Origin of the sequence: Enterococcus sp. BWT-B8 (assembly GCF_020567625.1) — a bacterium.
Taxonomy (GTDB): domain Bacteria; phylum Bacillota; class Bacilli; order Lactobacillales; family Enterococcaceae; genus Enterococcus_L.
This window is the reverse complement of sequence record NZ_JAJDJV010000003.1, coordinates 85355-109340: the sequence shown is the minus strand read 5'-3', so window position 1 is coordinate 109340 and position 23986 is coordinate 85355. Positions and strand designations below refer to the sequence as shown.

Annotated in this window: 22 protein-coding genes and 1 riboswitch; of the genes, 18 read left to right on the top strand and 4 right to left on the bottom strand. The window is 39.2% G+C overall.

Going from position 1 to position 23986, the window contains the following annotated elements:
- Positions 1-53: 53 nt before the first annotated feature.
- From rny to LI951_RS04885, 16 genes are all read left to right on the top strand, one after another.
- Positions 54-1610 carry a ribonuclease Y gene (gene rny / locus LI951_RS04960; protein ID WP_202067813.1) on the top strand — a complete coding sequence of 519 codons (1557 nt, stop codon included), beginning with the start codon at positions 54-56 and terminating at the stop codon, positions 1608-1610.
- A 334-nt stretch (positions 1611-1944) separates the two neighbouring features.
- A complete protein-coding gene (locus LI951_RS04955) occupies positions 1945-3624 on the top strand; it encodes a peptide ABC transporter substrate-binding protein (RefSeq protein ID WP_229441454.1) in 1680 nt (559 codons plus the stop codon).
- Positions 3625-4069: 445 nt separating this feature from the next.
- The gene (locus LI951_RS04950; RefSeq protein WP_202067811.1) at positions 4070-4867 is read left to right on the top strand and encodes a TIGR00282 family metallophosphoesterase; all 798 of its coding nucleotides are present in this window, start codon (positions 4070-4072) and stop codon (positions 4865-4867) included.
- Between the two features lie 291 nt (positions 4868-5158).
- Complete coding sequence (locus tag LI951_RS04945; protein WP_202067810.1) at positions 5159-5527, top strand: YlbF family regulator; 369 nt, start codon at positions 5159-5161, stop codon at positions 5525-5527.
- Between the two features lie 5 nt (positions 5528-5532).
- Positions 5533-8100, top strand: a complete 2568-nt coding sequence (mutS, locus tag LI951_RS04940; RefSeq protein WP_202067809.1) for a DNA mismatch repair protein MutS — start codon at positions 5533-5535, stop codon at positions 8098-8100.
- Between the two features lie 29 nt (positions 8101-8129).
- The gene (mutL, locus tag LI951_RS04935) at positions 8130-10232 is read left to right on the top strand and encodes a DNA mismatch repair endonuclease MutL (RefSeq protein ID WP_229441453.1); all 2103 of its coding nucleotides are present in this window, start codon (positions 8130-8132) and stop codon (positions 10230-10232) included.
- A gap of 19 nt (positions 10233-10251) precedes the next feature.
- On the top strand, positions 10252-10821 hold the full coding sequence (locus tag LI951_RS04930; RefSeq protein ID WP_229441452.1) for a Maf family protein: 570 nt from the start codon (positions 10252-10254) through the stop codon (positions 10819-10821).
- A 304-nt stretch (positions 10822-11125) separates the two neighbouring features.
- Positions 11126-11560: a peptide-methionine (R)-S-oxide reductase MsrB gene (gene msrB / locus LI951_RS04925; protein WP_202067806.1), complete on the top strand. Its 435-nt coding sequence runs from the start codon at positions 11126-11128 to the stop codon at positions 11558-11560.
- Between the two features lie 207 nt (positions 11561-11767).
- A complete protein-coding gene (locus tag LI951_RS04920; protein WP_229441451.1) occupies positions 11768-13444 on the top strand; it encodes a peptide ABC transporter substrate-binding protein in 1677 nt (558 codons plus the stop codon).
- 438 nt (positions 13445-13882) lie between these two features.
- Positions 13883-14491, top strand: coding sequence for a Holliday junction branch migration protein RuvA (gene ruvA / locus LI951_RS04915; RefSeq protein ID WP_229441450.1), 609 nt, complete (start codon positions 13883-13885; stop codon positions 14489-14491).
- Positions 14492-14505: 14 nt separating this feature from the next.
- Positions 14506-15516, top strand: coding sequence for a Holliday junction branch migration DNA helicase RuvB (gene ruvB / locus LI951_RS04910; protein ID WP_202067803.1), 1011 nt, complete (start codon positions 14506-14508; stop codon positions 15514-15516).
- A gap of 210 nt (positions 15517-15726) precedes the next feature.
- Positions 15727-16644 (top strand): helix-turn-helix domain-containing protein, encoded by a 918-nt coding sequence (locus LI951_RS04905; protein WP_202067802.1) that lies wholly within the window; start codon positions 15727-15729, stop codon positions 16642-16644.
- Positions 16645-16851: 207 nt separating this feature from the next.
- A complete protein-coding gene (locus LI951_RS04900; protein WP_202067801.1) occupies positions 16852-17058 on the top strand; it encodes a hypothetical protein in 207 nt (68 codons plus the stop codon).
- 734 nt (positions 17059-17792) lie between these two features.
- On the top strand, positions 17793-18371 hold the full coding sequence (locus LI951_RS04895; protein WP_229441449.1) for a TetR/AcrR family transcriptional regulator: 579 nt from the start codon (positions 17793-17795) through the stop codon (positions 18369-18371).
- 393 nt (positions 18372-18764) lie between these two features.
- Positions 18765-19235 carry a low molecular weight protein-tyrosine-phosphatase gene (locus tag LI951_RS04890; protein WP_202067799.1) on the top strand — a complete coding sequence of 157 codons (471 nt, stop codon included), beginning with the start codon at positions 18765-18767 and terminating at the stop codon, positions 19233-19235.
- A gap of 135 nt (positions 19236-19370) precedes the next feature.
- Positions 19371-19595: a hypothetical protein gene (locus LI951_RS04885; protein ID WP_202067798.1), complete on the top strand. Its 225-nt coding sequence runs from the start codon at positions 19371-19373 to the stop codon at positions 19593-19595.
- An 82-nt stretch (positions 19596-19677) separates the two neighbouring features.
- Here LI951_RS04885 and LI951_RS04880 read toward each other — a convergent pair whose 3' ends face one another.
- Positions 19678-20427 carry a class A sortase gene (locus LI951_RS04880; RefSeq protein WP_202067797.1) on the bottom strand — a complete coding sequence of 250 codons (750 nt, stop codon included), beginning with the start codon at positions 20425-20427 and terminating at the stop codon, positions 19678-19680.
- Positions 20428-20850: 423 nt separating this feature from the next.
- On the opposite strand from LI951_RS04880, the gene LI951_RS04875 reads away from it, so the two are divergent.
- Positions 20851-21633 carry a hypothetical protein gene (locus LI951_RS04875; RefSeq protein WP_229441448.1) on the top strand — a complete coding sequence of 261 codons (783 nt, stop codon included), beginning with the start codon at positions 20851-20853 and terminating at the stop codon, positions 21631-21633.
- Between the two features lie 22 nt (positions 21634-21655).
- On the opposite strand, the gene LI951_RS04870 is transcribed toward LI951_RS04875, so the two are convergent.
- Both LI951_RS04870 and LI951_RS04865 read right to left on the bottom strand, forming a co-directional pair.
- Positions 21656-22048: a DUF1622 domain-containing protein gene (locus LI951_RS04870; RefSeq protein WP_229441447.1), complete on the bottom strand. Its 393-nt coding sequence runs from the start codon at positions 22046-22048 to the stop codon at positions 21656-21658.
- 112 nt (positions 22049-22160) lie between these two features.
- Positions 22161-22544: an ACT domain-containing protein gene (locus LI951_RS04865; protein WP_202067795.1), complete on the bottom strand. Its 384-nt coding sequence runs from the start codon at positions 22542-22544 to the stop codon at positions 22161-22163.
- Positions 22545-22740: 196 nt separating this feature from the next.
- Positions 22741-22840: riboswitch (TPP riboswitch) on the top strand.
- Between the two features lie 54 nt (positions 22841-22894).
- Here LI951_RS04865 and thiT point away from each other — a divergent pair.
- On the top strand, positions 22895-23503 hold the full coding sequence (gene thiT / locus LI951_RS04860; RefSeq protein WP_202067794.1) for an energy-coupled thiamine transporter ThiT: 609 nt from the start codon (positions 22895-22897) through the stop codon (positions 23501-23503).
- A 64-nt stretch (positions 23504-23567) separates the two neighbouring features.
- Here thiT and LI951_RS04855 read toward each other — a convergent pair whose 3' ends face one another.
- Complete coding sequence (locus LI951_RS04855) at positions 23568-23933, bottom strand: hypothetical protein (protein ID WP_229441446.1); 366 nt, start codon at positions 23931-23933, stop codon at positions 23568-23570.
- Positions 23934-23986: the final 53 nt, after the last annotated feature.

The window sequence follows — 23986 nt, the reverse complement described above, 5'->3', positions numbered from 1 at the left end:
TAAAGTTGTATGATATTTTGAAAAAATAACAGGATAGTATGGAGGTGGAAACAATGGGTTTAACAATTCCCCTCGCTATCGTCGGATTGATTGTCGGTCTTGGAATAGGCTTTTATATTGCAAAATCTCGTCATGAAAAGGCAGTAGATGGAGCAAAAAGCTCTGCTGCCGGAATTCTTGAAGAGGCACGTAAAGAAGCTGAGACTCTGAGAAAAGAAACTTTGTTGGAAGCAAAGGAAGAAAACCAAAAGTATCGATCAGAAATTGAAAGTGAGTTGAAAGAAAGCAAATTAGAGTTAAAAACACAGGAAAATCGTTTGTTACAAAGAGAACAAACATTAGACCGTAAAGATGATACTCTTGAAAAACGCGAAAGCTCACTGGAAGAAAAAGAAGATAAACTAGGTGCTAGACAGCAATTAATTGATGAGCGGGAAAAAGAAGTAGAACAACTGATAGAAAAACAACATCAAGAGATAGAACGTATTGCTTCCCTGTCTAAGGATGAAGCCAAGAGCATCATCATGAAATCAACAGAAGAGGAACTGAGTCATGAACTGGCTGTGCTGGTTAAAGAATCAGAACAGCGTGCGAAAGAAGAAGCAGATCGTAAAGCAAAGAATCTGCTGTCTCTGGCCATTCAGCGTTGTGCAGCAGATTCTATCTCAGAAACAACGGTTTCAGTGGTGAGCCTGCCTAACGATGAAATGAAGGGACGAATCATCGGTCGTGAAGGTCGAAATATTCGAACACTGGAAACATTAACCGGAATTGATTTAATCATTGATGATACTCCGGAAGCAGTGGTCCTTTCAGGTTTTGATCCTATCAGAAGAGAGATTGCTCGGATGACCCTTGAACGTCTGATTCAGGATGGACGAATTCACCCGGCAAGAATCGAAGAAACGGTTGAGAAATCCCGTAAAGAGATGGATGAACGTATTCGTGAGTATGGGGAACAAGCTGCTTTTGAAGTTGGGGCTCATACCTTGCATCCCGATTTGATTAAGATTTTAGGTCGTCTGCGTTTCCGTACCAGCTATGGTCAGAATGTATTGAATCATTCTATCGAAGTGGCGAAGTTGACAGGTGTACTGGCAGCTGAGCTTGGTGAAGATGTTCAACTGGCAAAACGGGCAGGACTGCTTCATGATATCGGTAAAGCACTGGATCATGAAATTGAAGGTTCGCACGTGGAAATCGGAGCAGAACTGGCAGCGAAGTATAAAGAAAATTCAGTGGTAATCAATGCAATCGCCTCTCACCATGGAGATATCGAAGCAACATCCGTTATTTCTGTCTTGGTGGCAGCTGCAGATGCTTTATCAGCAGCAAGACCGGGTGCCCGCAGCGAGTCACTGGAAAACTATATTCGCCGACTGGAAAATCTGGAAAATATCTCCAACGGATTTGCCGGAGTGGACTCAAGTTTTGCTGTACAGGCTGGACGGGAAGTTCGTGTAATGGTTAAACCGGAAGAAATTTCTGATTTGGAAGCCGTTCGATTAGTTCGAGACATTCGTAAGAAAATTGAAGATGATCTGGATTATCCGGGTCACATCAAAGTAACAGTTGTCCGTGAGACACGGGCAGTAGATTATGCAAAATAATTTTAAAATTTATGGAGAACAGACAGTGCCGGTTAAACCGCCTGTCTGTTTTTTTATTTATGTACACAGCAATTAAAAATGAATATTTTTAAAAATAAAAAAACTATTCTGAAGAAAATGAGAGGAGGAAAAGAGCGCAGGGTCTCTATTTTACAGGCTAGTTATTTTTCGAGGAATTTTTTTTGTATGTTTTGTTCTATAAAAATGAATTTTTCCTCATTTCTTTCTATTTAAAAATTTACTGATTGCTTACGGAAACACAGGGGTATTTCATTGCTAGGACAGCGTATATTTGATATATTCTGAGTAGCTTTGAATAATGAGGAGGTATTTTATGGGATTCAAGAAAAAAGCTGTTTTGGGTTTTGCTGCAGCAGCTTTAGTGTTTGCATTTGCAGCATGTACAACTACTGGAAATAATACAAGTGACAGCGATGCTGCCGGAAGCGGCAACAATGCTTCGACTGGAGAACAGGTTTACACTTATGTTGAAAGACAGGAAATACCAAGCGCAGATCCGTCACTTGCAACGGACGAAGTTAGTTTTGTAGCTTTGAATAATGTTTATGAGGGTATTTATCGTTTGGATAAAGACAATCATCCTCAACCTGCCGGCGCAACAGAAGAAGCAGAAGTCAGTGAAGATGGATTGATTTATAGAATTAAACTGCGTGAAGATGCAGTCTGGACAGACGGCGAACCTGTAACAGCAGAAAATTATGTTTATGGATGGCAAAGAACTGTTGATCCGGATACAGGATCAGAATATGCGCATATGTTTGCACCTGTGAAAAATGCAGAAAAAATTAGTGCAGGTGAAATGGATAAGAAAGAACTGGGAATCAAGGCAGTCAGCGATTATGAGCTGGAAATCACTTTGGAAAAAGCAACACCTTATTTTGATTATCTCTTGGCTTTCCCTTCATTCCTGCCTCAACGTCAGGATATTGTTGAAAAATATGGGAAAGACTACACAACAAATAGTGAAAATGCTGTTTATAACGGGCCGTTTACACTAACTGATTTTGATGGACCGGGAACAGATACAAACTGGTCTTATACTAAAAATGATATGTATTGGGATAAAGATACAGTGAAATTAGATAAAATCGTTGTAGATGTAATAAAAGAAGCACCGACATCTTTGAATCTATATCAAGATGGACAGGCTGATTCTGTTCCGCTGTCTGGAGAGCTGGCAATGCAGATGAAAGAAGATCCTGATTATCTAGTACTTGAAGGAGCATCTACTTTTTATCTGGAGCTGAATCAAATCGATACAGATTCACCATATAAAAATGCAAACTTGCGTAAAGCATTATCTTACGCAATTAATCGTGATGCACTCGTTACACAAATTTTGGCCAATGGCTCAACAGCTGCTGAAGGACTTGTACCTAAAGGTCTGACAACAAATCCAGATACAAACGAAGATTTTTCTAAAGAAGCTGGAAACAGTGTCGTTTATGATGAGAAGAAAGCAAAGGACTACTGGACAAAAGCTAAAAAAGAATTGAAGATTGATTCTTTGGATATCGACCTGCTGGTAGACGATTCAGATGGTGGTAAGAAAATGGCTGAATATCTGCAAGGTTCTCTTGGTGAGGTGCTGGAGGGAATTAACATTACAGTTAGTCCAGTACCATTTTCTGTTCGGCTGGATCGTATGAGCAAAAGTGATTTTGACGTTGCGGTCAGCGGCTGGGGAGCAGATTATGCAGATCCAAGCAGCTTCCTGGATCTGTTTGTAACAGACAATTCTTACAACCGCGGACAATATTCAAATAAAAAATATGATGAGCTGGTTGACAAAGCAGCAACAACAGATTTGAGTACTGCTGAAGCACGCTGGCAAGATTATCTGGATGCAGAAAAAATAATTATGGATGATATGGGCGTTATCCCTATTTATCAAAAAGCAGAAGTATTTTTACGTACACCTAAAATTAAAGATTTGTATTACCACTCTACCGGAGCGAAATACGACTTTAAATGGGCATACATGGAAGAATAGAGGACTGTGACATTAGTATGTTCCATCTCTCTGCCGAGTAAACAGTGTTTCAGGTATTTCCCAGAGCGGAATGCCTCCCTGCGATTAATCACTTCTCTTTCTAAAATGGATTGTCGCTAATTTATTTGATTATCGGACGTACATCATTCCGCTGAAAAGTCTGATAAAAGTATGACTGACAACTTGAGACAAGCAAAAACTGTCATAAGTTCATCGAATATAGAAGCAACTGTGAGACCGGGAAACCAAAATCCCGGTCTGTTTGGTTTGCAGCAAGGTTTGTAGAAGCAGTTTCTAAATGCTGACTTATAGAAAATATCAAATTTGTTTAGAAGCAACAGCTTTTCCCAGTCTGCATATAAAGGTTTCAAAGAGAGAAACTTTCCATTCTGAAAAAAAACCTCTATAATAAGACAGTAAGAATAAAAGAGAAGAGGTAAAGGGTTTGCGTATATTATTTATAGGAGATGTTGTAGGTTCTCTTGGGAGAGAGACGCTTACAGAAGTTCTTCCTAAATTAAAAAAGAAATATCAGCCTCAAGTAACGATCGCTAATGGAGAAAATGCTGCTGCAGGCAGAGGAATCACCGGCAAAATATATAAAAAATTTTTACAGGATGGCGTGGATGTTGTTACGTTAGGCAATCACAGCTGGGATAATCGTGACATCTTTGAATTTATCAATGATGCCAAGAAAATGATTCGCCCTGCAAATTTTCCAGAAGGAACCCCTGGTCAGGGGATTGTCTATGTGAAAGTAAACCAGATTGAACTTGCTGTTATTAATTTACAAGCCCGTTCGTTTATGGTTGATTTGGATGATCCATTTAGAAAAGCAGAACAGCTGATTGAGGAAGCTCAAAAACGAACGCCTCTGATTTTTGTGGATTTCCATGGTGAAACAACCAGTGAAAAGCAGGCAATGGGCTGGTTTTTAGACGGAAGAGTCAGTGCTGTAATCGGAACACATACTCATGTCCAGACGAATGATGCGCGCATTTTACCAAAAGGAACAGCTTATTTGAGTGATGTCGGCATGACAGGCCCATATGATGGAATTTTGGGAATGAAGCGGGACAATATACTTGAAAAATTTTTGACGGCATTGCCTCAACGGTTTGAGGTAATTGATAAAGGTCGGAGTATTTTATCCGCCTGCTTTATTGAGCTGGATGATCAGACAGGTTTGGCTAAGGACATACAGCTGATTCAGGTCAGCGAAGATCGTCCATTCAGAGAGTAGAAAACAAGGGCGGGGGAAGATATATTCCCGCTCTTTTTCTTTCAAATCTGCTTTAGAATAGAGCGAACGTCAATAGCAAAACTTTTTATAAGCAAACCATTTGATTTGAGATCAATAATTAGAGTACTGAAGTTTTTTTGCACAAAAAAACTGGATGAGTCATTATAATGAAACTAGAGAAAAATAGATAAGCTGTCCTTTTATATAGAAAACAGATTTTGGCAAAAGAACAGAATGTGTTAAAATAAACATACATATTTTGATAAAGTCAAATTGATAAAGGTGGATAATATGGACTACTCCATTGGAGACGAAAACATAGATGCAGAACTGGAAAAGTTACTGGAGCTGCTTGAACAGAATGAAACAATTCAACAATATAAACGGATTGAACAGAGAGTGAAAAACAATGAAAAACTGGCTCAGCTGGTGGAAGAAATTAAACGAGCACAGAAAGATGCAGTTCAGTTTGCCCATTATGGCAAGCCCGTTGCAGAGCAGGAAGCATTGAAGCGTGCGGATGAACTAACTGCTCAGTTCGATGAACATCCGCTGGTAGTTGCCTACAGAGAACAGCTGAAAGAAGCGAATGATCTTCTACAGCACATCACAGCAATGATTCAGCGTGGGATAAATGATCAATTAGAGAAAGAAGGATAAATACATTGCCGCAAAAAACAAAAAATACACCAATGATGGACCAATATCTGACGATTAAAGGGCAATATCCGGATGCCTTTCTTTTTTACCGTCTTGGAGATTTCTATGAGATGTTTTATGAAGATGCAGAAAAGGCTACTCAACTGCTGGAACTGACTCTGACAAGCAGAAACCGGAATGCAGATGATCCAATACCAATGTGCGGGGTCCCTCATCATGCGGCGCAAGGCTATATTGATACACTGGTGGAAATGGGTTATAAAGTAGCAATCTGTGAACAGGTAGAAGATCCTAAAACAACCAAGGGAATGGTGAAGCGAGAAGTCGTACAGCTGGTTACACCGGGAACTGTAATGGAAAGTAAAGGGCTGGAAGCAAAAGATAACAACTACTTGACTGCAATTGTTTCTGAAGGCGGGAAATATGGTCTGGCTTATGTGGACCTGTCAACAGGCGAATTAAAAAGTGCAACGCTAACCGATGAAGAACAGGTGATTAATGAAGCAGCGGCCTTGCAGACAAAAGAGATTGTGCTGGGAAGTGAAATTCCTGATTCACTTGCGCATGCTTTGAGGGAGCGTTTAACAATCATTTTTTCCGAACAGTTGGAAAGTCAGGAGAATGCAGAGTTCAGCTTTTTGACCAGTACGTTGTCTGAACCGTTGGAAATTAATGTTACATTAAAGCTGCTGACTTATCTGGCTATTACTCAGAAACGCAGTCTGTCGCATATTCAGCAGGCGGTTGAGTATCAGCCAAATCATTTCTTGAAAATGGATTATTACTCAAAATTCAATTTAGAGCTGACCCGCTCGATTCGGTCAGGGAAAAAACAGGGTACTCTTTTATGGCTGCTGGATGAGACGAAAACAGCGATGGGCGGTCGTTTGCTGAAGCAATGGCTGGATCGTCCGCTGATTCAGGAAAAGCAGATTGTTAAACGTCAGGAAATGGTTCAGGCCTTACTGACTGCTTATTTTGAACGGATAGATCTTCAGGCTGCATTGACAAAAGTCTATGATCTTGAGCGTTTAGCCGGACGAGTGGCGTTTGGGAGTATCAACGGACGGGATCTGATTCAGCTGAAAACATCATTGGAACAGGTACCGATGATTCGAGAGCTGATTGTCGGCATTAATCAGGGCGAGTGGAACGATCTTTTAGTGGAGCTGAATCCGGTGGAGGATCTTGTTGAACTGATTGATACATCAATCATGGAAGAAGCACCGTTGCAGATTACCGAAGGAAATGTGATCAAAGACGGTTACAATGAAAAACTAGATGAATATCGTGATGCAATGAAGCACGGTAAACAATGGCTGGCTGAACTGGAAGCCAAAGAGCGCAAAGAGACTGGAATTAAAACGCTGAAAGTCGGCTTTAACCGAGTATTTGGATATTACATTGAAGTAACCAGAGCCAATCTAGGCAATCTGGAAGAGGGAAAATATGAGCGGAAACAGACATTGGCAAATGCAGAACGCTTTATCACTCCGGAATTAAAGGAAATGGAAAAACTGATTTTGGAAGCAGAAGAGAAGTCAGTTGATTTAGAGTATCAGCTGTTTCTGGAAGTGCGGGAGAAGGTAAAAGGCAGTATTGATCGGCTGCAGCGTTTGGCAAAATCTCTCAGTACAGTAGATGTTCTTCAAGCTTTTGCTGCAGTCAGCGAGCGTTATCAGTATATCCGTCCGATATTGAAATCAGGAAATGGAAAACTGAATATTAAAGACGGCCGCCATCCCGTTGTTGAAAAGGTGTTGGGACATCAGGAATACATTCCAAACAGCATTCAGATGAATTCTGAAGACCTGATTCTGCTGATTACTGGTCCGAATATGTCCGGTAAAAGCACGTATATGCGTCAGCTTGCGTTAACTGTGGTTATGGCACAAATCGGCTGCTTTATTCCTGCTGAATCTGCGGAGCTGCCGATCTTTGATCAGATTTTCACTCGTATCGGTGCATCGGATGATTTGATTGCCGGACAAAGTACGTTTATGGTAGAAATGATGGAAGCAAATCAAGCGTTACGCCATGCAACACCAGACAGCCTGATTCTATTTGATGAATTGGGACGAGGAACAGCAACCTATGATGGAATGGCCCTGGCACAGGCGATTATTGAGTATATTCATAAAAAAGTAAAAGCTAAGACACTTTTTTCGACTCATTACCATGAGTTAACTGCGCTGGATGATTCTCTGGACAGTTTAAAAAATATTCATGTAGGAGCAGTGGAAAAAAATGGAGAAGTCGTTTTTCTCCATAAAATGATGGAGGGGCCGGCAGACAAAAGCTATGGAATTCACGTGGCAAAAATTGCCGGATTGCCAATTGACCTCTTGGAAAGAGCTGCAACAATTCTTTCTGCACTTGAATCTCAGGAAGCCGGTAGTCCTACGGAAGCCAAGATTTCTGCAGTAGATGAAGAAACAGAACAGCTCTCCTTGTTTAAGGAAGTGTCCACGGATGAATTGAGTGTTATTGATACCTTGAAGAGAATGAATTTGTTGGAAATGACACCAATGGATGCATTAAACATTCTCTATGATTTACAGAAAAGAATTTAAATCTCCACAAAAAGGAGGCAACACAACAAATGGGAAAAATCAAAGAGCTATCGGAACAACTGGCCAATCAAATTGCTGCTGGTGAAGTGGTGGAACGTCCTGCTTCGGTTGTGAAAGAGCTGGTTGAAAATGCTATAGATGCCGGCAGCACACAGATTGATATTTTTATTGAAGAAGCTGGACTGAAGACTATCCAGGTGATTGATAACGGTGATGGTATTGCAAAAGATGACGTGATAAATGCGTTTAAACGCCATGCAACAAGTAAGATTCACACAAGAGATGATCTGTTTAGGATTCGAAGCCTTGGGTTTCGAGGGGAAGCCCTGCCGAGTATTGCCTCTGTTTCCGAGCTGACAATTGAAACAGCAGTCAGTGAGGAAGAAGAGGGAAGCTTCGCCAAATTTGTTGGTGGTAAACTGGAAGAGCATCGTCCGGGAGCCTTACGCAAAGGGACAAAGATTACAGTGGAAAACCTCTTTTTCAATACACCTGCCCGATTGAAATATGTAAAAACTATCCAGACAGAATTAGCTACGGTCGGTGACATTGTCAATCGTCTGGCATTAAGCCATCCTGATATCGCATTTCGCGTGGTTCATGACGGCAACAAAATGATGAGTACTGCTGGAACAGGAGATCTAAAACAAACGATTGCCGGAATTTACGGAATCGGTACAGCTAAAAAAATGCTGAAAATTCAGGGGAAAGACTTGGACTTTGAAGTAAATGGCTATATTTCACTGCCGGAAGTTACAAGAGCCGGCAGGAATTACCTTTCAACGATTATTAATGGCCGCTATATCAAAAATTTTATGCTGAATAAGGCAATTATTAATGGCTATGGCTCAAAGCTGATGGTCGGCCGCTTTCCGATCGCTGTTTTGGAAGTAACCATGGACCCGCTTCTGGTAGATGTAAATGTTCATCCGACAAAGCAGGAAGTTCGATTGAGTAAAGAGAAAGAATTAATGGCATTGATTAGTGAAGCAATAGGAGAAGCACTGAGTCAGGAACAGCTGATTCCAAATGCTGCTGCAAATCTTAATTTTAAGAAAAAAGCAGAGCAGCAGGAGCGAGTCGAACAAATGGAAATCCCTTTGGTGGAAGAAACAGCTGATGTGAAGACAACACCTGAAGCTGTTCGCAAACCTGGAAGCCTGCAATATGATTCTGTAGAAGGTCGTTTTTTTGTAGAGGGCAAAAGCGAAGAGACGAGTCAGGCAGCACCGTCAGATTCAAATAATTCCTATCAAGAGCAAAAGCCTGTGCGCTGTGAACAGCCAGAATCAATCATTGAAGAAAAACAAGCTGATTATTCAACTAATCAACCTGCAGGAGGAGAATTTCTTGAACGTGAGCAGCATGAAACAGCACTGCCAGCCGAATCTTCAAATGGGCTGTCACAAGAGCCTGTAATAGATTTTTCTGCTCTTGAAGAGGAGGCTCGAAATCACCCTGATTTTGAGATGTCCAGCAAAGAGAATCTAAAAGAGCTGAATCGAACTGTTGAACGGCTTGAGCAGGAAAAGAAGACGGAGCGTTTTCCCGAGCTGGAGTATTTTGGACAGATGCATGGAACCTACCTCTTTGCGCAGAGCAAAGAAGGGCTGTATATCGTTGATCAGCACGCTGCTCAGGAACGAATTAAATACGAATACTTTCGGGAAAAAATCGGGGAAGTATCTGATGATCTTCAGGAACTTTTGGTGCCTATTGTGTTGGATTATCCCAACAGTGATGCAATTAAGATTAGTGAGCAAAAGGAAAAACTGGAGAGTGTCGGGATTTTTCTGGAAGAATTTGGACAAAACAGTTTTATTGTCAGAGCGCATCCTACCTGGTACCCAGGTGGAGAAGAGGAAGTGATTATTCGTGAAATGATCGATATGCTTCTGATTACCGGTCAGGTCAGTGTAAAAAAATTCCGTGAGGCTACTGCTATTATGATGAGCTGCAAACGTTCAATTAAAGCTAATCATTATCTAAACGATCAGCAGGCTCGGATTTTATTGGAGGATTTGGCGGAGTGTGCCAATCCCTTCAACTGCCCTCACGGACGTCCGGTGTTAATCCACTTTACTAATTCAGATATGGAAAAAATGTTTAAACGAATTCAAGATCCGCACTGATCTGGAAAGAAGGAAATACATGAAGATTATTTTAGCTTCCCAGTCTCCGCGCAGACAGGAACTGCTTAAGCGAATTGTAGATGAGTTCACTGTGCTGGCTGCTGATATCAATGAAGAAGTACCAAAAGGGATGACACCCGTTCAATATGTGGAAACAATGGCAGAAAAAAAAGCTCGGTATATTACTCAAGAGAATCCGGAAACGCTGGTTATCGGCTGCGATACAATTGTGACCATTGATGATGAAATTATTGGAAAACCAGTCTCTCGGGAGCATGGGTTCCAAGTATTGAGAAAGCTGAGCGGCAGAAAGCATCTTGTTTACACTTCTGTCTTTATCATGGCAGACAACCATGTTTCTTCACTTCTTGTACCTGCGGAAGTGGTGTTTTATGATTTATCAGATGAAGAAATTAATCGTTACCTAGATACAGATGAATATAAGGATAAAGCAGGAGCGTACGGAATTCAGGAGCAGGGAGCATTGTTTGTCAAAGAAATAAAAGGAGATTACTATTCAATCATGGGACTGCCGATTGCGGGTCTGGCTAGACTGCTGGAAACAGAGTTTAATTATCGTAAAGAGTGAAAGCTGGAATTGTCCAAGCTGATATCTATCCATGATTGAGCTTTTACAGAATGTTCATTAAGATGTAATGGCTTCTTACCATTATTTATTCAGTAAAAATTGAACAGGTCTCTGAGAAAGAATGGTTTATCTTGCAGCAGCTTTCAATAAAGTTTGGAAGTGAGTGTGTCAAAACAGTTAAGTGAAAAAGAAGTTGCACTTCCTGTGTTTATATATGACATTAGGAAATTCATTTTATAAGCCTTCTTATTTTTTCAATCAAGGCAGGAGTGATACTATAAAAACAAAGAGAGGAGCAATCTGTATGAAACCATCTAAAGACGAACTTAGAGAGAAACTGACTGATATGCAGTATGCAGTGACACAGGAAAATGCGACTGAACGTCCGTTCAGCGGTGAATATGATGATTTCTACAAAGAAGGAATTTATGTGGATGTAGTCAGCGGGGAACCTCTATTCAGCTCCAAAGATAAATACGATGCCGGGTGCGGGTGGCCTGCGTTTACTCAACCGATAAAAAAGAGAGGCGTAAAAGAGAATGCCGATTTTTCACATGAAATGCATCGGGTGGAAGTGAGGAGTACAGAGGCTGATTCTCATTTAGGTCATGTATTTACTGATGGACCATTGGACAAAGGCGGTTTGCGCTACTGTATTAATTCAGCAGCTATGAAATTTATCCCTGTAGAAGATCTGGAAAAAGAAGGATATGGGGAATATAAGGATTTGTTCGTTTGACCATTCATTTAGAAAGATATGTGTATTATGTGCATTCCAAATAGAAAAGACACGTTTGTTCATTTTAGGATGATCACGTGTCTTTTCTCAGTTTTCATCCATAAATTGGGCTAAAAAGATTGCTTTGGCTTCCCTTTTTTAGTATTATATGAATATTCTAAAAATTATAAATTGGTAATAAAAATATGGTGCATTGGGGAGAAAACGATGAAAAAAAGCGGCGCAAAGAAAATAACAAGCATTCTTCTTTTATCTACACTGGTTTTAGCGGCCTGTGGTTCAAATAGCGGGGGAACAGATACAAGCGGAGGAAGTTCCAGTTCAGGAACTGCTTCCGGAGAACAACTGTTTAGAGTCGTTGTACAGCAGGAAATGCCAAGCGCAGATTTATCTGCAGCAACGGATACGATTAGCTTTTCTGCATTGAACAATGTTTATGAAGGGCTATATCGCTTAGATGAAAACAGCAAACCACAGCCGGCAGGAGCAGTGGAATTTGCAGAAATTAGTGATGATAATTTAACTTATACGTTAAATTTGCGTGAAGATGCAAAATGGTCAGACGGTGAGCCAGTTGTTGCAGCAGATTATGTTTTTGCTTGGCAAAGAACAGTAAATCCTGAAACAGCTTCAGAATACGCATATCTGTTTGAAGTAGTAAAAAATGGAGCGGCGATCAGTGCCGGAGAAAAAGAGCTGGATGAGTTAGGAATTAAGGCAACCAGCGATTATGAATTGGAAATTACATTGGAAAAACCAACAGCTTATTTTGATTATCTGCTGGCCTTCCCATCATTTTTCCCGCAAAGGCAATCTGTGGTTGAAGAGTTTGGTAAAGAATATGCATCAGACAGTGATAAAGCAGTTTACAACGGACCGTTTACCTTGACTGATTTTGACGGACCGGGAACAGATACAAATTGGTCTTATACAAAAAATGAAGAATATTGGGATAAAGATACTGTTCAATTGGATAAAATCAATGTGGATGTTGTAAAAGAAGCACCGACTTCATTGAATCTGTTTCAGGACGGTCAGGCAGATGACGTTATTTTGAATGGCGAGCTTGCACAGCAAATGTCCAATGACCCAGAGTTTGTCAGTCAAAAGGACGGACGCACAACTTATATGGAGCTGAATCAGCGTGATGCAGACTCTCCTTATCATAATGAAAATCTGCGTAAAGCAATTTCTTATGCTATTGACAGAGATGCTTTAGTGAATAAAATTCTAGGTGATGGCTCAGTAATTTCTAAAGGTCTGGTACCGGCAGAATTGTCATTCTCACCATCTGACAATAAAGACTTTGCAGAGGAAAATGAAAATGTTCTTACTCATGATGCAGATAAAGCCAAAGAGTACTGGGAAAAAGCGAAAAAAGAATTAGGTATTGAAACACTTGATATGGATATTGTGCATGACGATACTGACTCTACGAAGAAATTAACTGAATACATTCAAGGTGCTTTAAATGATACATTGGACGGCTTGAATGTAACAGTTACGCCTGTACCCTTCTCTGTTCGTTTGGACAGAGGGAACAATGGCGAATTTGAAGCAATCATGGGCGGCTGGGGTGCTGACTATGCAGACCCAAGTAGTTTCTTGGATCTGTTCGTAACAGGTAATTCTTACAACAGAGGACATTACTCTAATAAAGAATATGACAAGCTGATTGAAGCTGCCAGTGTGACGCATGCAGCAGATACTGAAGCGCGTTGGGATGATATGGTTGATGCTGAAAAAGTTCTGATGGAACACATGGGTGTGATTCCACTTTATCAAAAGGCAGAAGCACATATGCGCAGTGCGAAAGTCAAAGGTGTGGTCGCTCACGCAGCCGGTGCACAATATGACTACAAGTGGACATATATCGAAGAATAAGAAATAACCAAAGAACGAACATTCTCAAAAGCCGCTGGGGTTTAATACCAAATCCCAACGGCTTTTTTGTTTAAAACAATGTATGTTTTGATCAGCAGGGTTCTCTTTTTAAGTAGGTCGGATGATCTGTTTTACAGTTTGCGTAATGAATGATTAAAATGCAATGGTCAACAGGAAAGTATTTTTTAAGAAGAAACCTTATTTTTTTGAGATATGGTATAGTCAAAGTACGTTCAGTTTAAGTAACTGACCAGCTTTGTTCCCTTAATTATTTAAAGATTTTTATTATGATATGATTATTATTAAATAAAAGAGTGAGATACATCAAAAGAAGAGTCAATATAAGTGTTTCCCTGCCTTTAGCATAAGAAAACTACTGATTTTGCTCACTTTATGATAAACTAAAGGCAATTCCAATCAATTAGAAAAGGTGAAAACATGTACGAATATATTAGCGGAACTGTTACATATGTCAGTCCCTACTACATTGTTGTGGAAATAAACGGGATCGGCTATCAGATTTCTGTGGGAAATCCTTATCGGTATTCTGGCAAGGAAGAACCAGTAAAAATTTATCTTCATCAAGTTATTCGAGAGGATGCACATACCCTTTATGGCTTTGCAGATTTAGAGGAAAAGCAGCTGTTTTTGAAGCTGATTAGTGTTTCGGGGATCGGACCAAAAAGCGGGCTTGCGATTATGGCATCGGAAGATCATGGCGGATTAATTAACGCGATCGAAAGTGATGATGCAGCGTACCTGACAAAATTTCCGGGGGTTGGGAAGAAGACTGCTCAACAAATGATACTGGATTTGAAAGGTAAGCTGGGGGACCTTGAACGGTCGGAGGCGGCAGTAGAAGCGATGGCAACATCAGCCTTTGCCGGAAGCGGTAATCAGCCGTTGGAAGAAGCATTGGAGGCTCTTGGTGCGCTTGGCTACAGTGAAAAAGAGATCAAACGTATCACTCCTAAACTGGAGGAGCTGGAACAGGGTCAGACAGATGAATATCTGAGAAATGCGTTGAAATTGATGATGAAGCGATAGAGGAGGACAGGCGAATGAATGAAGAGGAACGACTTCTTTCAGCGGAAAGCAGTGAAGAAGAGAATAATCTGGAAGTTTCTCTGCGTCCCAGATTGCTCCAGCAATTTATTGGTCAGCATAAAGTAAAACAGGAGCTGCAAATATATATCAATGCAGCTAAAAAAAGAGAAGAGTCTTTGGATCATACTCTTTTATATGGGCCTCCTGGACTTGGTAAAACGACGATGGCAATGGTTATTGCTAACGAAATGTCTGTGAATATTCGGACGACAAGCGGACCGGCGATCGAACGCCCGGGTGATCTGGTAGCTATTTTGAATGAGCTGGAACCAGGGGACGTTTTGTTTATTGATGAGATTCATCGGCTGCCTCGTGTTGTGGAAGAAATGCTGTATTCTGCAATGGAAGATTTTTTTGTGGATATTATGGTTGGACAGGGTACTACCGCACACCCTGTTCATTTTCCCCTACCTCCTTTCACACTCATTGGAGCGACAACAAGGGCTGGACTGCTTTCTGCACCTTTGAGAGATCGCTTTGGTATTGTTTCTCATATGGAATATTATGAAGAAAATGATTTAAAGGAAATTATTATTCGTTCGGCAGATATTTTTCTGACTGAAATTGTGGAAGAAGGAGCTTTTGAAATTGCACGACGTTCACGAGGTACGCCGAGAATTGCCAACCGTCTGCTAAAACGGGTGCGCGACTTTGCTCAGGTTCAGTCAGATGGAATCATTAACCAGTCAATCGCAGATCAAGCCTTGACGCTGCTTCAAGTAGATACTCAGGGATTGGACTATGTGGATCAGAAGCTGTTGCGTACGCTAATCGAGCTGTATGGCGGTGGTCCTGTTGGTTTAAGCACATTATCTGTCAACATCGGCGAGGAGACTGAGACGGTGGCGGATATGTATGAACCTTATCTTATTCAAAAGGGATTTATTAAGCGAACTCCCCGAGGAAGAATTGCTACTGCGCGGGCGTATGAACATTTCAATTATCCAGATTATACTCAGGAGTAAAAAAGCAGTACTGCAGTAAATAATAAGTTTTAGAAGTCAAATCAGCAAAGAAAAATCATCAAAAATAACTATCGTAATTTGATCTTTTTTATTACCATTCTGTTTGTTTTATGTGTCAAAAAAGCAATCAATAATGACGGGTTTGCGATTTAGTATTGATTATTATTTTTGATTCGATATACAATATAAGTGAGGTAAGGAGGGATTACCGTGGACGTAAAAATTGAACTGGGTAAGAAGATTCGATTACTTAGAGAAAAGAATGGGCTTACCAGAGAAGCATTCTGTGATGATGAATTGGAACTGACTGTTCGTCAGTTGACTAGAATTGAGGCTGGCCAATCACTTCCAACCTTACCCAAAATAACATTTATCGCTCAACGTCTATTAATCCCGATTCATCATTTGATTGATGAAGAACATATTGAACTACCTAAAAGATATTTACAATTGAAATTTGGATTATATAAGCTTCCTACTTACAGAGAAGATGATCGAGTTGCTAAAAAGGAAAATTACTTTGAAGAAATCTATGAAGAATATTATGAAAATCTTCCGGAAGAAGAGCAGCTGGCAATTGATGTACAGCAAGCTTCTATGGATGTTCATTTAACTGAGAATGCAGATTTTGGTGAAGGACTTCTCAGTGATTACTTTTCTCAGATTCTCCAAAAGAAAGAATACTCAATCAATGACTTACTAATTATTAAGTTGTATTTTCAATGTATTTATTACAAGCACTATGATGAAAAGACATTTTTCTTTTTATTAGACAGGGTAATGGAACAAGTAGACTATTCAGTAGATGTTGAATTGTCGTTACTAAACAGAATCTTGGTAACGGCAGCATCTATAATAATCAAGTATGAAAAATATTCTAAATTAATTGATGTAGTAAAAGTTTCTAAAATTATCATGCAGACCAGTCAAGATTTTCAGAAAAAACCTATTATTGATATGGTAGAAGGTAAGTACTATTTATATTTTTTAGGAGATCGTGAACTAGCTGAACAGAAATACAAAGATGGGGCTCAATGTGCCAGACTGTTTGATGATCCAATGCTGGGAGAGAAAATCCTTCAGGAGTTGGAAGATGATTTGGCAATTGTGAATATTAATAAAAATTGAATGTATAAAGATATCTAAGGCTGAATTTATTTTTAGTCTTTTTTTGTTCAACAGGACATGTGTGTCCTGTTGGGAAAGCCGACAATTACCTATACTAAACGCATAAGAAACGACAAAGAAAATTAGATAAGGAGGAACTGAACTGTGTTGAGATTTTTTATGTTATTAAGTAATTGGTGGGTAGACTAAAGATTAGGGGGATAAGATTTGAGCAAAGTGGGATATTCTATAGAAACTGAGCAAGTTACTGTTCAAAATCTTATCATCTTTAATGAGGAAGAAAATGAAAAGCTCTTGAAAGTCACTTTAAACGATGAGTTATTTAAAATTGTTGTTTTAAAACAATGGGAAAAGAAAAAAATTTCTTTAAATAGCAACATGATCGATAAAGTGGAGATTTCAGAAATTGTGTGATGTGGTACTTTGGAGATGATAGATTACAAGGGTGTTTCAGACACCTCTTTTCTTATCGGTGGATAGCCGTTCTGAACTAATCACCGATAAGAAAAGAGTTTAGGGCAGTGTAAACATTGTTCTTAATTGGGTCTGGTTAAATAATAGAGAAAGGAAGTCACTTCTAGCTAAAGTGTCTTTTTTTCTGCAGTCAATTTGAGTAAGATCATCGGAAATCAGTTCAGCAGTGTTTTCCAATAATCATTTTTCTATTAACGTATCTTTTTTAATTAAGAAATAATTTTTCAGCAGAAGGAGAAAATTTAGAAAATTTATGCATTAGGACATTTGTGTCCTGTTGGAAAATGAAATGATTTACTATACTTTATCCTATATTAAGAAACAAAAAATTCTGAGGTATTGAGCAGGTTGGATAAAACTGAATGCTTATGTGCTTTGGACCTTGAAATGATTGATTGTGGTGTGTGACACCACTTTTCTTATTGATGACTGGAAGTAATGGGTTGATCATCAATAAGAAAAGGTTTAGAGCAATGAATGAATTGTTCTTAATGGATCTGGTTAAATAATAGAGAAGAGAGGTCACTTCTAGCTAAAGTGACTTTTTTTCTGTCCAAAAAAGAAGAGTTAAGTTATTAATCAATAAGTTATGTGATAGTGAGCGACTTGCTATTTGAACGGTGTTTGCTAGAATAAAAATACATGGAGAATGGCAGAATCGGGAGGGAAAACAGATGAGCGAATCACTGGTCACAAAAAAGGCAATTGCTCGTAGCTTAATTGAGCTGTGCGAAACAAAATTATTCAGTAAAATAAGTGTTCAGGATATTACGAAGCAGGCAGGGCTGAATCGACAAACTTTTTACTATCATTTCACAGATAAATATGATTTGCTGCGTTGGATTTATCAGGAAGAAGCCTTTATTTACCTGGATACAAAAGATGTCAATATAGGTAACTGGGAAGAGCAGTCATTGAAAATGCTCAGAGCCATTCAGTCGAATAAGGATTTCTATTATAATACAGTCAGTTCATATTCAGAGGTGATGATGACGGATTTTTCAGAAATCACAAAGAAACTGTTTATTAGTCTGTTTGAACAAATGGATACAGAGGGAGAGCTTTCAAAAGAAGACAAGCAGTTCTATGCGCGCTTTTTATCCTATGGCTGCAGCGGAGTATTGTCAAACTGGATTCTGGAAGGTTATAAAGAACCCCCTTTAACTATTGCTACACAATTGTTTCGTCTGGCCAAAGATATTGAATTTTTCTCTTACCGTCTGTATCAGAAAGAAGTGAATGATTTTTCCTGACAAATGGGCAGGTCTGTCTAAAAAGCTGACAATTCTGAGCAGCTGGTATGAGACTTTTTTGCATAATCAGTGTATGTAAAATTCAGTAAAATGAATCTGAGTGATTTTTGTGAAAAAGAAGAATATCGGAATACTATCAGCCAGTACGTTCGGCGGATTCTATTTGGCAGGAAATTTGACAGAGGAAAAGAAGCAGGCTGAGTAATTAAGACTGAAGAAGAGCTGAGCAGCTGTTATTATGGGAAGCATCAAGTGTATCTGATTGCTGGAGAGATAGGTATGCTGACAGCTGCAGTCTGCTATTTGATTATCAACACTCAGAAAAAAAGTTGCATAATGCATGCAAACAGATAAATAATCTGGCATACTTAAATGAAAAACAGGAGACTACTTATGGAAAAAATACTTTTTGTCTGTCTGGGCAACATCTGCCGATCTCCAATGGCGGAGGCAGTAATGAGAAATAAAATACAAGAAATCGGACTTGAAAAAGAACTGCTGACAGCATCGGCTGCAACGAGCAGCTGGGAAGCAGGGAATCGACCTCATATAGGCACACAAAAACTGCTAAAACAGAATGGCATCACGTTTGACGGCATTCGTTCAACTAAGATACAGCCAGAAGATTTTTACAATTATGGCTATATTATCGGAATGGATGAGAATAATCTGGAAGATTTACGAAGAATGGCACCGACTAACTGGGATGGAGAACTGCATTTATTTATGTCTGTTGTTGAAGGGCAGGAAACAGAAGAAGTACCAGACCCTTACTATACTGGAGATTTCCAGATGACCTACAAAATGATTGATAGTGGAACCGATGCTTGGCTGAATCTGATTAAAAACAACCGCAATAAGTGAATTTCAGACTTTTCCCTTAGATAATTCAGACCTAAGAAGGATGGATTTCGAAAGAGGAGCCTGTATAATAGAAGAGTAGGTTCGCAGGAGAAACAGTTTTAGAAGATAAAATCGTAAGAAATGGAGGGATAGAATATGCAGTCATATCAATCAATTGTATTTGAACTGACACTTTACTATTTGATCGCAGTTATCAGTCTGCCGTTAGTGTATGCTGTAACCTATCACTTGCCGTTTACAGGGATTTTTTCAGCAGAATGGCTGGGTGTGAGTATCATGTTGTATCCGATTGTATTCCTGCTTTCAGGTCTTCGATACAGCCTTCAGCGAATTCGAAGCAGGCAGAAAAACAGTCATTAAGAAATATATTAAAAAGGGGAGAATCAACTGTCTATATCGGACTAATGAGTTCTCCCCTTTTTTATTCAGTTTATTTCAGGCTTTAAGCGGTGCGCTGTTCCATTTGGAAAGCATTCAGCATTTCATCTGATGCTTCATCAATCGGCGTTATTGATTCGAGATCTCCCTGCACAGCGATCCGAGTGATTGCCTGAATATCACCGCATGTGATCAGTGTAATCATTTTTCTGTCGTCTACATCATCAATTAGTTCGATCCGATTTGGAGCGACTTTTTCTTTGAAATTAATTTTATAAGTGTAAATATTTGTCAAATCCGTTGTATAGATTAGTTGGCCGATTTCCACAAACTCCAGTGGAGAAAAAAGCGATACACCATCCAAAGTTCTGTGACTGGCTAGAGCATAATTGTTTTTTCCGCCCATTACCTGATCCGGCTTCATTGTTCCTGCGCCGGTTAAAAGCTCCACATTACCCAATCCTTTAAAAATAGGCAAGTTAATCTCCACGCTGGGAATAGCAATCCCACCGATAACTGGCAGGTTTTTATTTTCAAACTGTGCTTTAATTACTGCTTCTGTACTAATAGATTCAACAGCATCAAAGTCAAAAGAAGTATTGGCCTGCATGTTTGAGGCTACATCATCTTTGGTAAAGCTTTCGACATTGTAGGCTTTTCCATTTAACTGAATGATGAAGTTTCTGATTTGTGTATTAAAAATTAAGGCCAGCCCCACTACAAGAAGCAGGAACAATAAAATATTGATTAGCCAGTTTGTTTTCTTCTTTTTTCGTTTTTGAGGTCTTGAACCCCGCCCTTTTTTTGAACTCATAAGTCACTCTCCTGTTTTTTCTGGTGAATATCTGAAAGTTATGCAGGGCTATCTGTCGGTTCCGCCAATACAAGTAAACTAGCTGAATGACAGATGCAGCATTGTTAAGTATAATTTGGATTGGAAATGGGAAATAATGTATTTGTTTATGTAATAATAATGAAACTATTTAAGGACAAACTCTTCAGACATGTCTTAGTATAGCATGCTTTATTTGGAAACTATAGATTTTTAATCAAAACTTTAATAAAAAAGGTGCTTAAAATGAAAATCAGCAGAAATTGGTATAATCGCAAATGAAGGCAAATATGTCTGATTATATTAATTTTGTCATTGAATTTTAAACAAAAAGAAATAAGCATTTTCATGCCAAATCATGTAAAATGAAATAAGTAGAAATCTGTGAAGGGGTGAGATTGGTAAATGCTGGATTTAATTTATGTACATGTGGATGTTACAAGTAATGCTGTTTTGTCAAAAGGGATTACACATCATGATTTTGTCAGTTCAGTCGTACATAAGCCGAAGAATCTCCTTTTGCTGAACCCTTATGAAGAAGACGGCGAGTATGAACGGCATAGCGGATTGAAAATTATCAGAGAAGAAGCGGGTGTGGAACAGTTTTTTTCCAGTGCCAACCGCAGAAGAAATAATGGTGAAGTCAAATGGATGGATTTCACAGATGTCGCTATGTTGAAAGAACTGACACCTTTGGAGATTTCAGAATTACTGTATTTTGGTCATACAAAAACGAGTTTACATTCTCCATTCTTTTATAAATTGCAGAATAATTTTGTTTTTTTTGAATATGCAGATCAAATGACTCGAGTGTATTATCGCTATATTGATGAATTTTATCGGATTCTGGCTAATAAAATCAGTGCTGCTGTGTTGGAAAAGGTGAATGATAAGAAAAGCTTTTTCCGCAGAGGAGTTTCCATAGACAAAATGAGCAGCGATCTGTTAAAAGAGATGAAGCCTATCCTTCAAGAAGGAATTGTTTTTTGTTTTGAAGATATTGAGCAAAAAGGGAAAGACTATCGAATTCCGATTTATATGATAGAAGATTCATTGTGGAAGACCAAAAATTTGGTATATAAGGAAGATCCGCTGATTGCCTCACTGATCTATAATTCAGGGAAGCGTACATGGCATTTTGAGAATAATGAAGAAAGCTTCAATATACAGCTGCCGAAGCATGCATAAAAAGATGAGAAGAGGCATATTATCAGCCTGTCTCATCTTTTTTTATTTGATCATCTTTTATGGCATCTTCTATTTCTTTATGCAGGAAATAGGAAATGACCGTACGGATGACAACAAGGGAAGCCAGTTTGAAAAGATCCTGGAATGTAGGCTTGATAATAGACTCAATAATATCTGCAGCAATTAAAATTTCCAGACTTAGCAGAATATAGCTGCCTAAAAAATTCTTGATTAAATTGTTGTTTGTTGTAATCATCAGACGATCCTGCTTTTGAAACTCACTCTTGAAAAAATCTGCTGCTGCTAGTGCCACGCCCCAGATCAATACAATAATGGACAGAATATTCAGGCAAAGCACAAAGACTTCAAAAAAAGGAATCAGTCCATCCATCATGTTTTCAGCTAAATGTGTCATAGTTTACTCCTTTTCAGCCGTTCACTCACCAAGCTTACATTTTTTTGATTATGGCAAAAATTTCATAGGGTAATATTTTTGCTGAATTGGCAAGGTAATGTGTAAAATGAATTTAGATAAAAAAATGCCCGGCTTGTTTTAATACAGTCAACGTGTTCTCTTTGTCTGCATTTTTAATTAACAGATAATCTGTATTGTATGTAGACAAGGTAAAGATAGAGATGCCATTTTCAGCCAGAGGATTTGCCAGCTGCGTCAGGATGCCGATCAAAGTAAAGTCAAGTTCACCGACAATCTGAATGATAAACCAGTTTGAGTCAGCAGCAATGGCTCGTCTGGTATCTATTGAATTGGTTGGAACAATGACTGAGCACTCATCGGCAGTATAGGTGATGCTTTTGAAGCCGGTCAGCTGACTGAATTCTTTTGGTATCAGGTGGTCAGCCGGAAATTTTATGACGGAGTAATCTACCGTATCATGAAGCTTTAAATCCATTGATTCTACTCCTTATTTATAGTGAACCATTCAATCATTGCGACTGCGCTGTTTATTGGAAGGGTTCGCTCTTTTCTTTCTATAGTTTAGTCTATCACAGATGAAATCGGGAGAACAGAAAACAGAGTTATTTACAACCTATTTTCTTTGTGCTAAACTAAGCCTGTCTTGTAAGGACATCAAAATTTAATAGAACACCATCACATAGGGGAGCTTCGTAGCTGAGAATGAGATTACTCTAAACCCTTGAACCTGTTGCGTTAGTACGTGCGTAGGAAGTTGTGATGGAGTAGATAGATAATTACTCCTCCTTTGTTGATTGGTTTGTTCTAAAACAAGGAGGATTTTTTATGTCAAAAAAAATGGATTTACGAGTTTGGATTGAAGGGACTGTGATTGCTGCTATGGCAATGGCTTTATCTTTTATTCCGCTGGAATCAGCCAATGCAGCATTTGATTTATCTCTGGGGATGATTCCTCTGGTACTTTATTCGTATCGTAGAGGGGCTTTGCCGGGGATTACAGCTGGGTTCATCTGGGGGCTGCTCAGTATTGTTCTGGGCTCTGCCATGAAAAACTTCATTTCGGTTCCGCAGATTATTTTTGAGTACCCATTTGCGTTTGCTTTTGGGGGAATGGGCGGCTTGTTTTCTTCCAAAATTCAAAAAGCAATATCTGACAGTCAGTCGAATAAGGCGGTCAGTTATATCTTAATTGGGAGCCTAACTGCAGTCGTCTCCCGCTGGTTTTGGCACTACTGGGCGGGGGTCTTTGTTTGGGGAGTCTATGCTCCGGAAGGGATGAGCCCCTACTGGTATTCATTGCTGTTTAATGGAGGCAGTGCCATTGCAAATACAGTACTGGTCAGTGTAGTTTTAGTTATTATAGTCAAAGTGGCACCGAAGCTGTTTATTCCAAAAATGGCTCATTATATCAACAATTCAGCCAAAAATAAATAAATCAAAAAAGCCGAATACCCTGCTGTAAAACAGCGAGGTATTCGGCTTTGATAGTCATAATAATTTATTTTATTTGGCGTTTATCGGATATTCCCAATCTGCTGATTCGTTTAATATGGTCAACAGGAATCATGCGGATTTGCTGAGTGTCCTCCTGAGAACGAAGCATAATGGAGTCAGTAATATTTTTAGAAACAATCCAACCGGAGGCAGCTTCAAATTTTTGATCTGTCGGGCTTTCTTTGATTTGCAAGACAACAAGACTCTTCTGTGCTGCGGCTAACTGCAATTCTTTTAAAATTTCTTCCCGCTCTTTTGATTTTTCATTTTTAACCTTACTGTCATCTAAAAAGGCAGAGAAGAAACTATGGGAAGATTGTGTGATCAGTCTGGAAATACTTTTCATCGTTGATTTATGATCGTTATCCATTTTTCTACCCCCTTCAATATTAAGACAATCCGAATAATCATTATTTATCGTAG

Bases quoted from the DNA above. Each gene is read 5' to 3' on its own strand.
- rny (WP_202067813.1), top strand. From the start codon at position 54: ATGGGTTTAACAATTCCCCTCGCTATCGTCGGATTGATTGTCGGTCTT.
- LI951_RS04955 (WP_229441454.1), top strand. From the start codon at position 1,945: ATGGGATTCAAGAAAAAAGCTGTTTTGGGTTTTGCTGCAGCAGCTTTA.
- LI951_RS04945 (WP_202067810.1), top strand. From the start codon at position 5,159: ATGGACTACTCCATTGGAGACGAAAACATAGATGCAGAACTGGAAAAG.
- mutL (WP_229441453.1), top strand. From the start codon at position 8,130: ATGGGAAAAATCAAAGAGCTATCGGAACAACTGGCCAATCAAATTGCT.
- LI951_RS04930 (WP_229441452.1), top strand. From the start codon at position 10,252: ATGAAGATTATTTTAGCTTCCCAGTCTCCGCGCAGACAGGAACTGCTT.
- msrB (WP_202067806.1), top strand. From the start codon at position 11,126: ATGAAACCATCTAAAGACGAACTTAGAGAGAAACTGACTGATATGCAG.
- LI951_RS04920 (WP_229441451.1), top strand. From the start codon at position 11,768: ATGAAAAAAAGCGGCGCAAAGAAAATAACAAGCATTCTTCTTTTATCT.
- ruvA (WP_229441450.1), top strand. From the start codon at position 13,883: ATGTACGAATATATTAGCGGAACTGTTACATATGTCAGTCCCTACTAC.
- ruvB (WP_202067803.1), top strand. From the start codon at position 14,506: ATGAATGAAGAGGAACGACTTCTTTCAGCGGAAAGCAGTGAAGAAGAG.
- LI951_RS04895 (WP_229441449.1), top strand. From the start codon at position 17,793: ATGAGCGAATCACTGGTCACAAAAAAGGCAATTGCTCGTAGCTTAATT.
- LI951_RS04890 (WP_202067799.1), top strand. From the start codon at position 18,765: ATGGAAAAAATACTTTTTGTCTGTCTGGGCAACATCTGCCGATCTCCA.
- LI951_RS04885 (WP_202067798.1), top strand. From the start codon at position 19,371: ATGCAGTCATATCAATCAATTGTATTTGAACTGACACTTTACTATTTG.
- LI951_RS04880 (WP_202067797.1), bottom strand. From the start codon at position 20,427: ATGAGTTCAAAAAAAGGGCGGGGTTCAAGACCTCAAAAACGAAAAAAG.
- LI951_RS04875 (WP_229441448.1), top strand. From the start codon at position 20,851: ATGCTGGATTTAATTTATGTACATGTGGATGTTACAAGTAATGCTGTT.
- LI951_RS04870 (WP_229441447.1), bottom strand. From the start codon at position 22,048: ATGACACATTTAGCTGAAAACATGATGGATGGACTGATTCCTTTTTTT.
- LI951_RS04865 (WP_202067795.1), bottom strand. From the start codon at position 22,544: ATGGATTTAAAGCTTCATGATACGGTAGATTACTCCGTCATAAAATTT.
- thiT (WP_202067794.1), top strand. From the start codon at position 22,895: ATGTCAAAAAAAATGGATTTACGAGTTTGGATTGAAGGGACTGTGATT.
- LI951_RS04855 (WP_229441446.1), bottom strand. From the start codon at position 23,933: ATGGATAACGATCATAAATCAACGATGAAAAGTATTTCCAGACTGATC.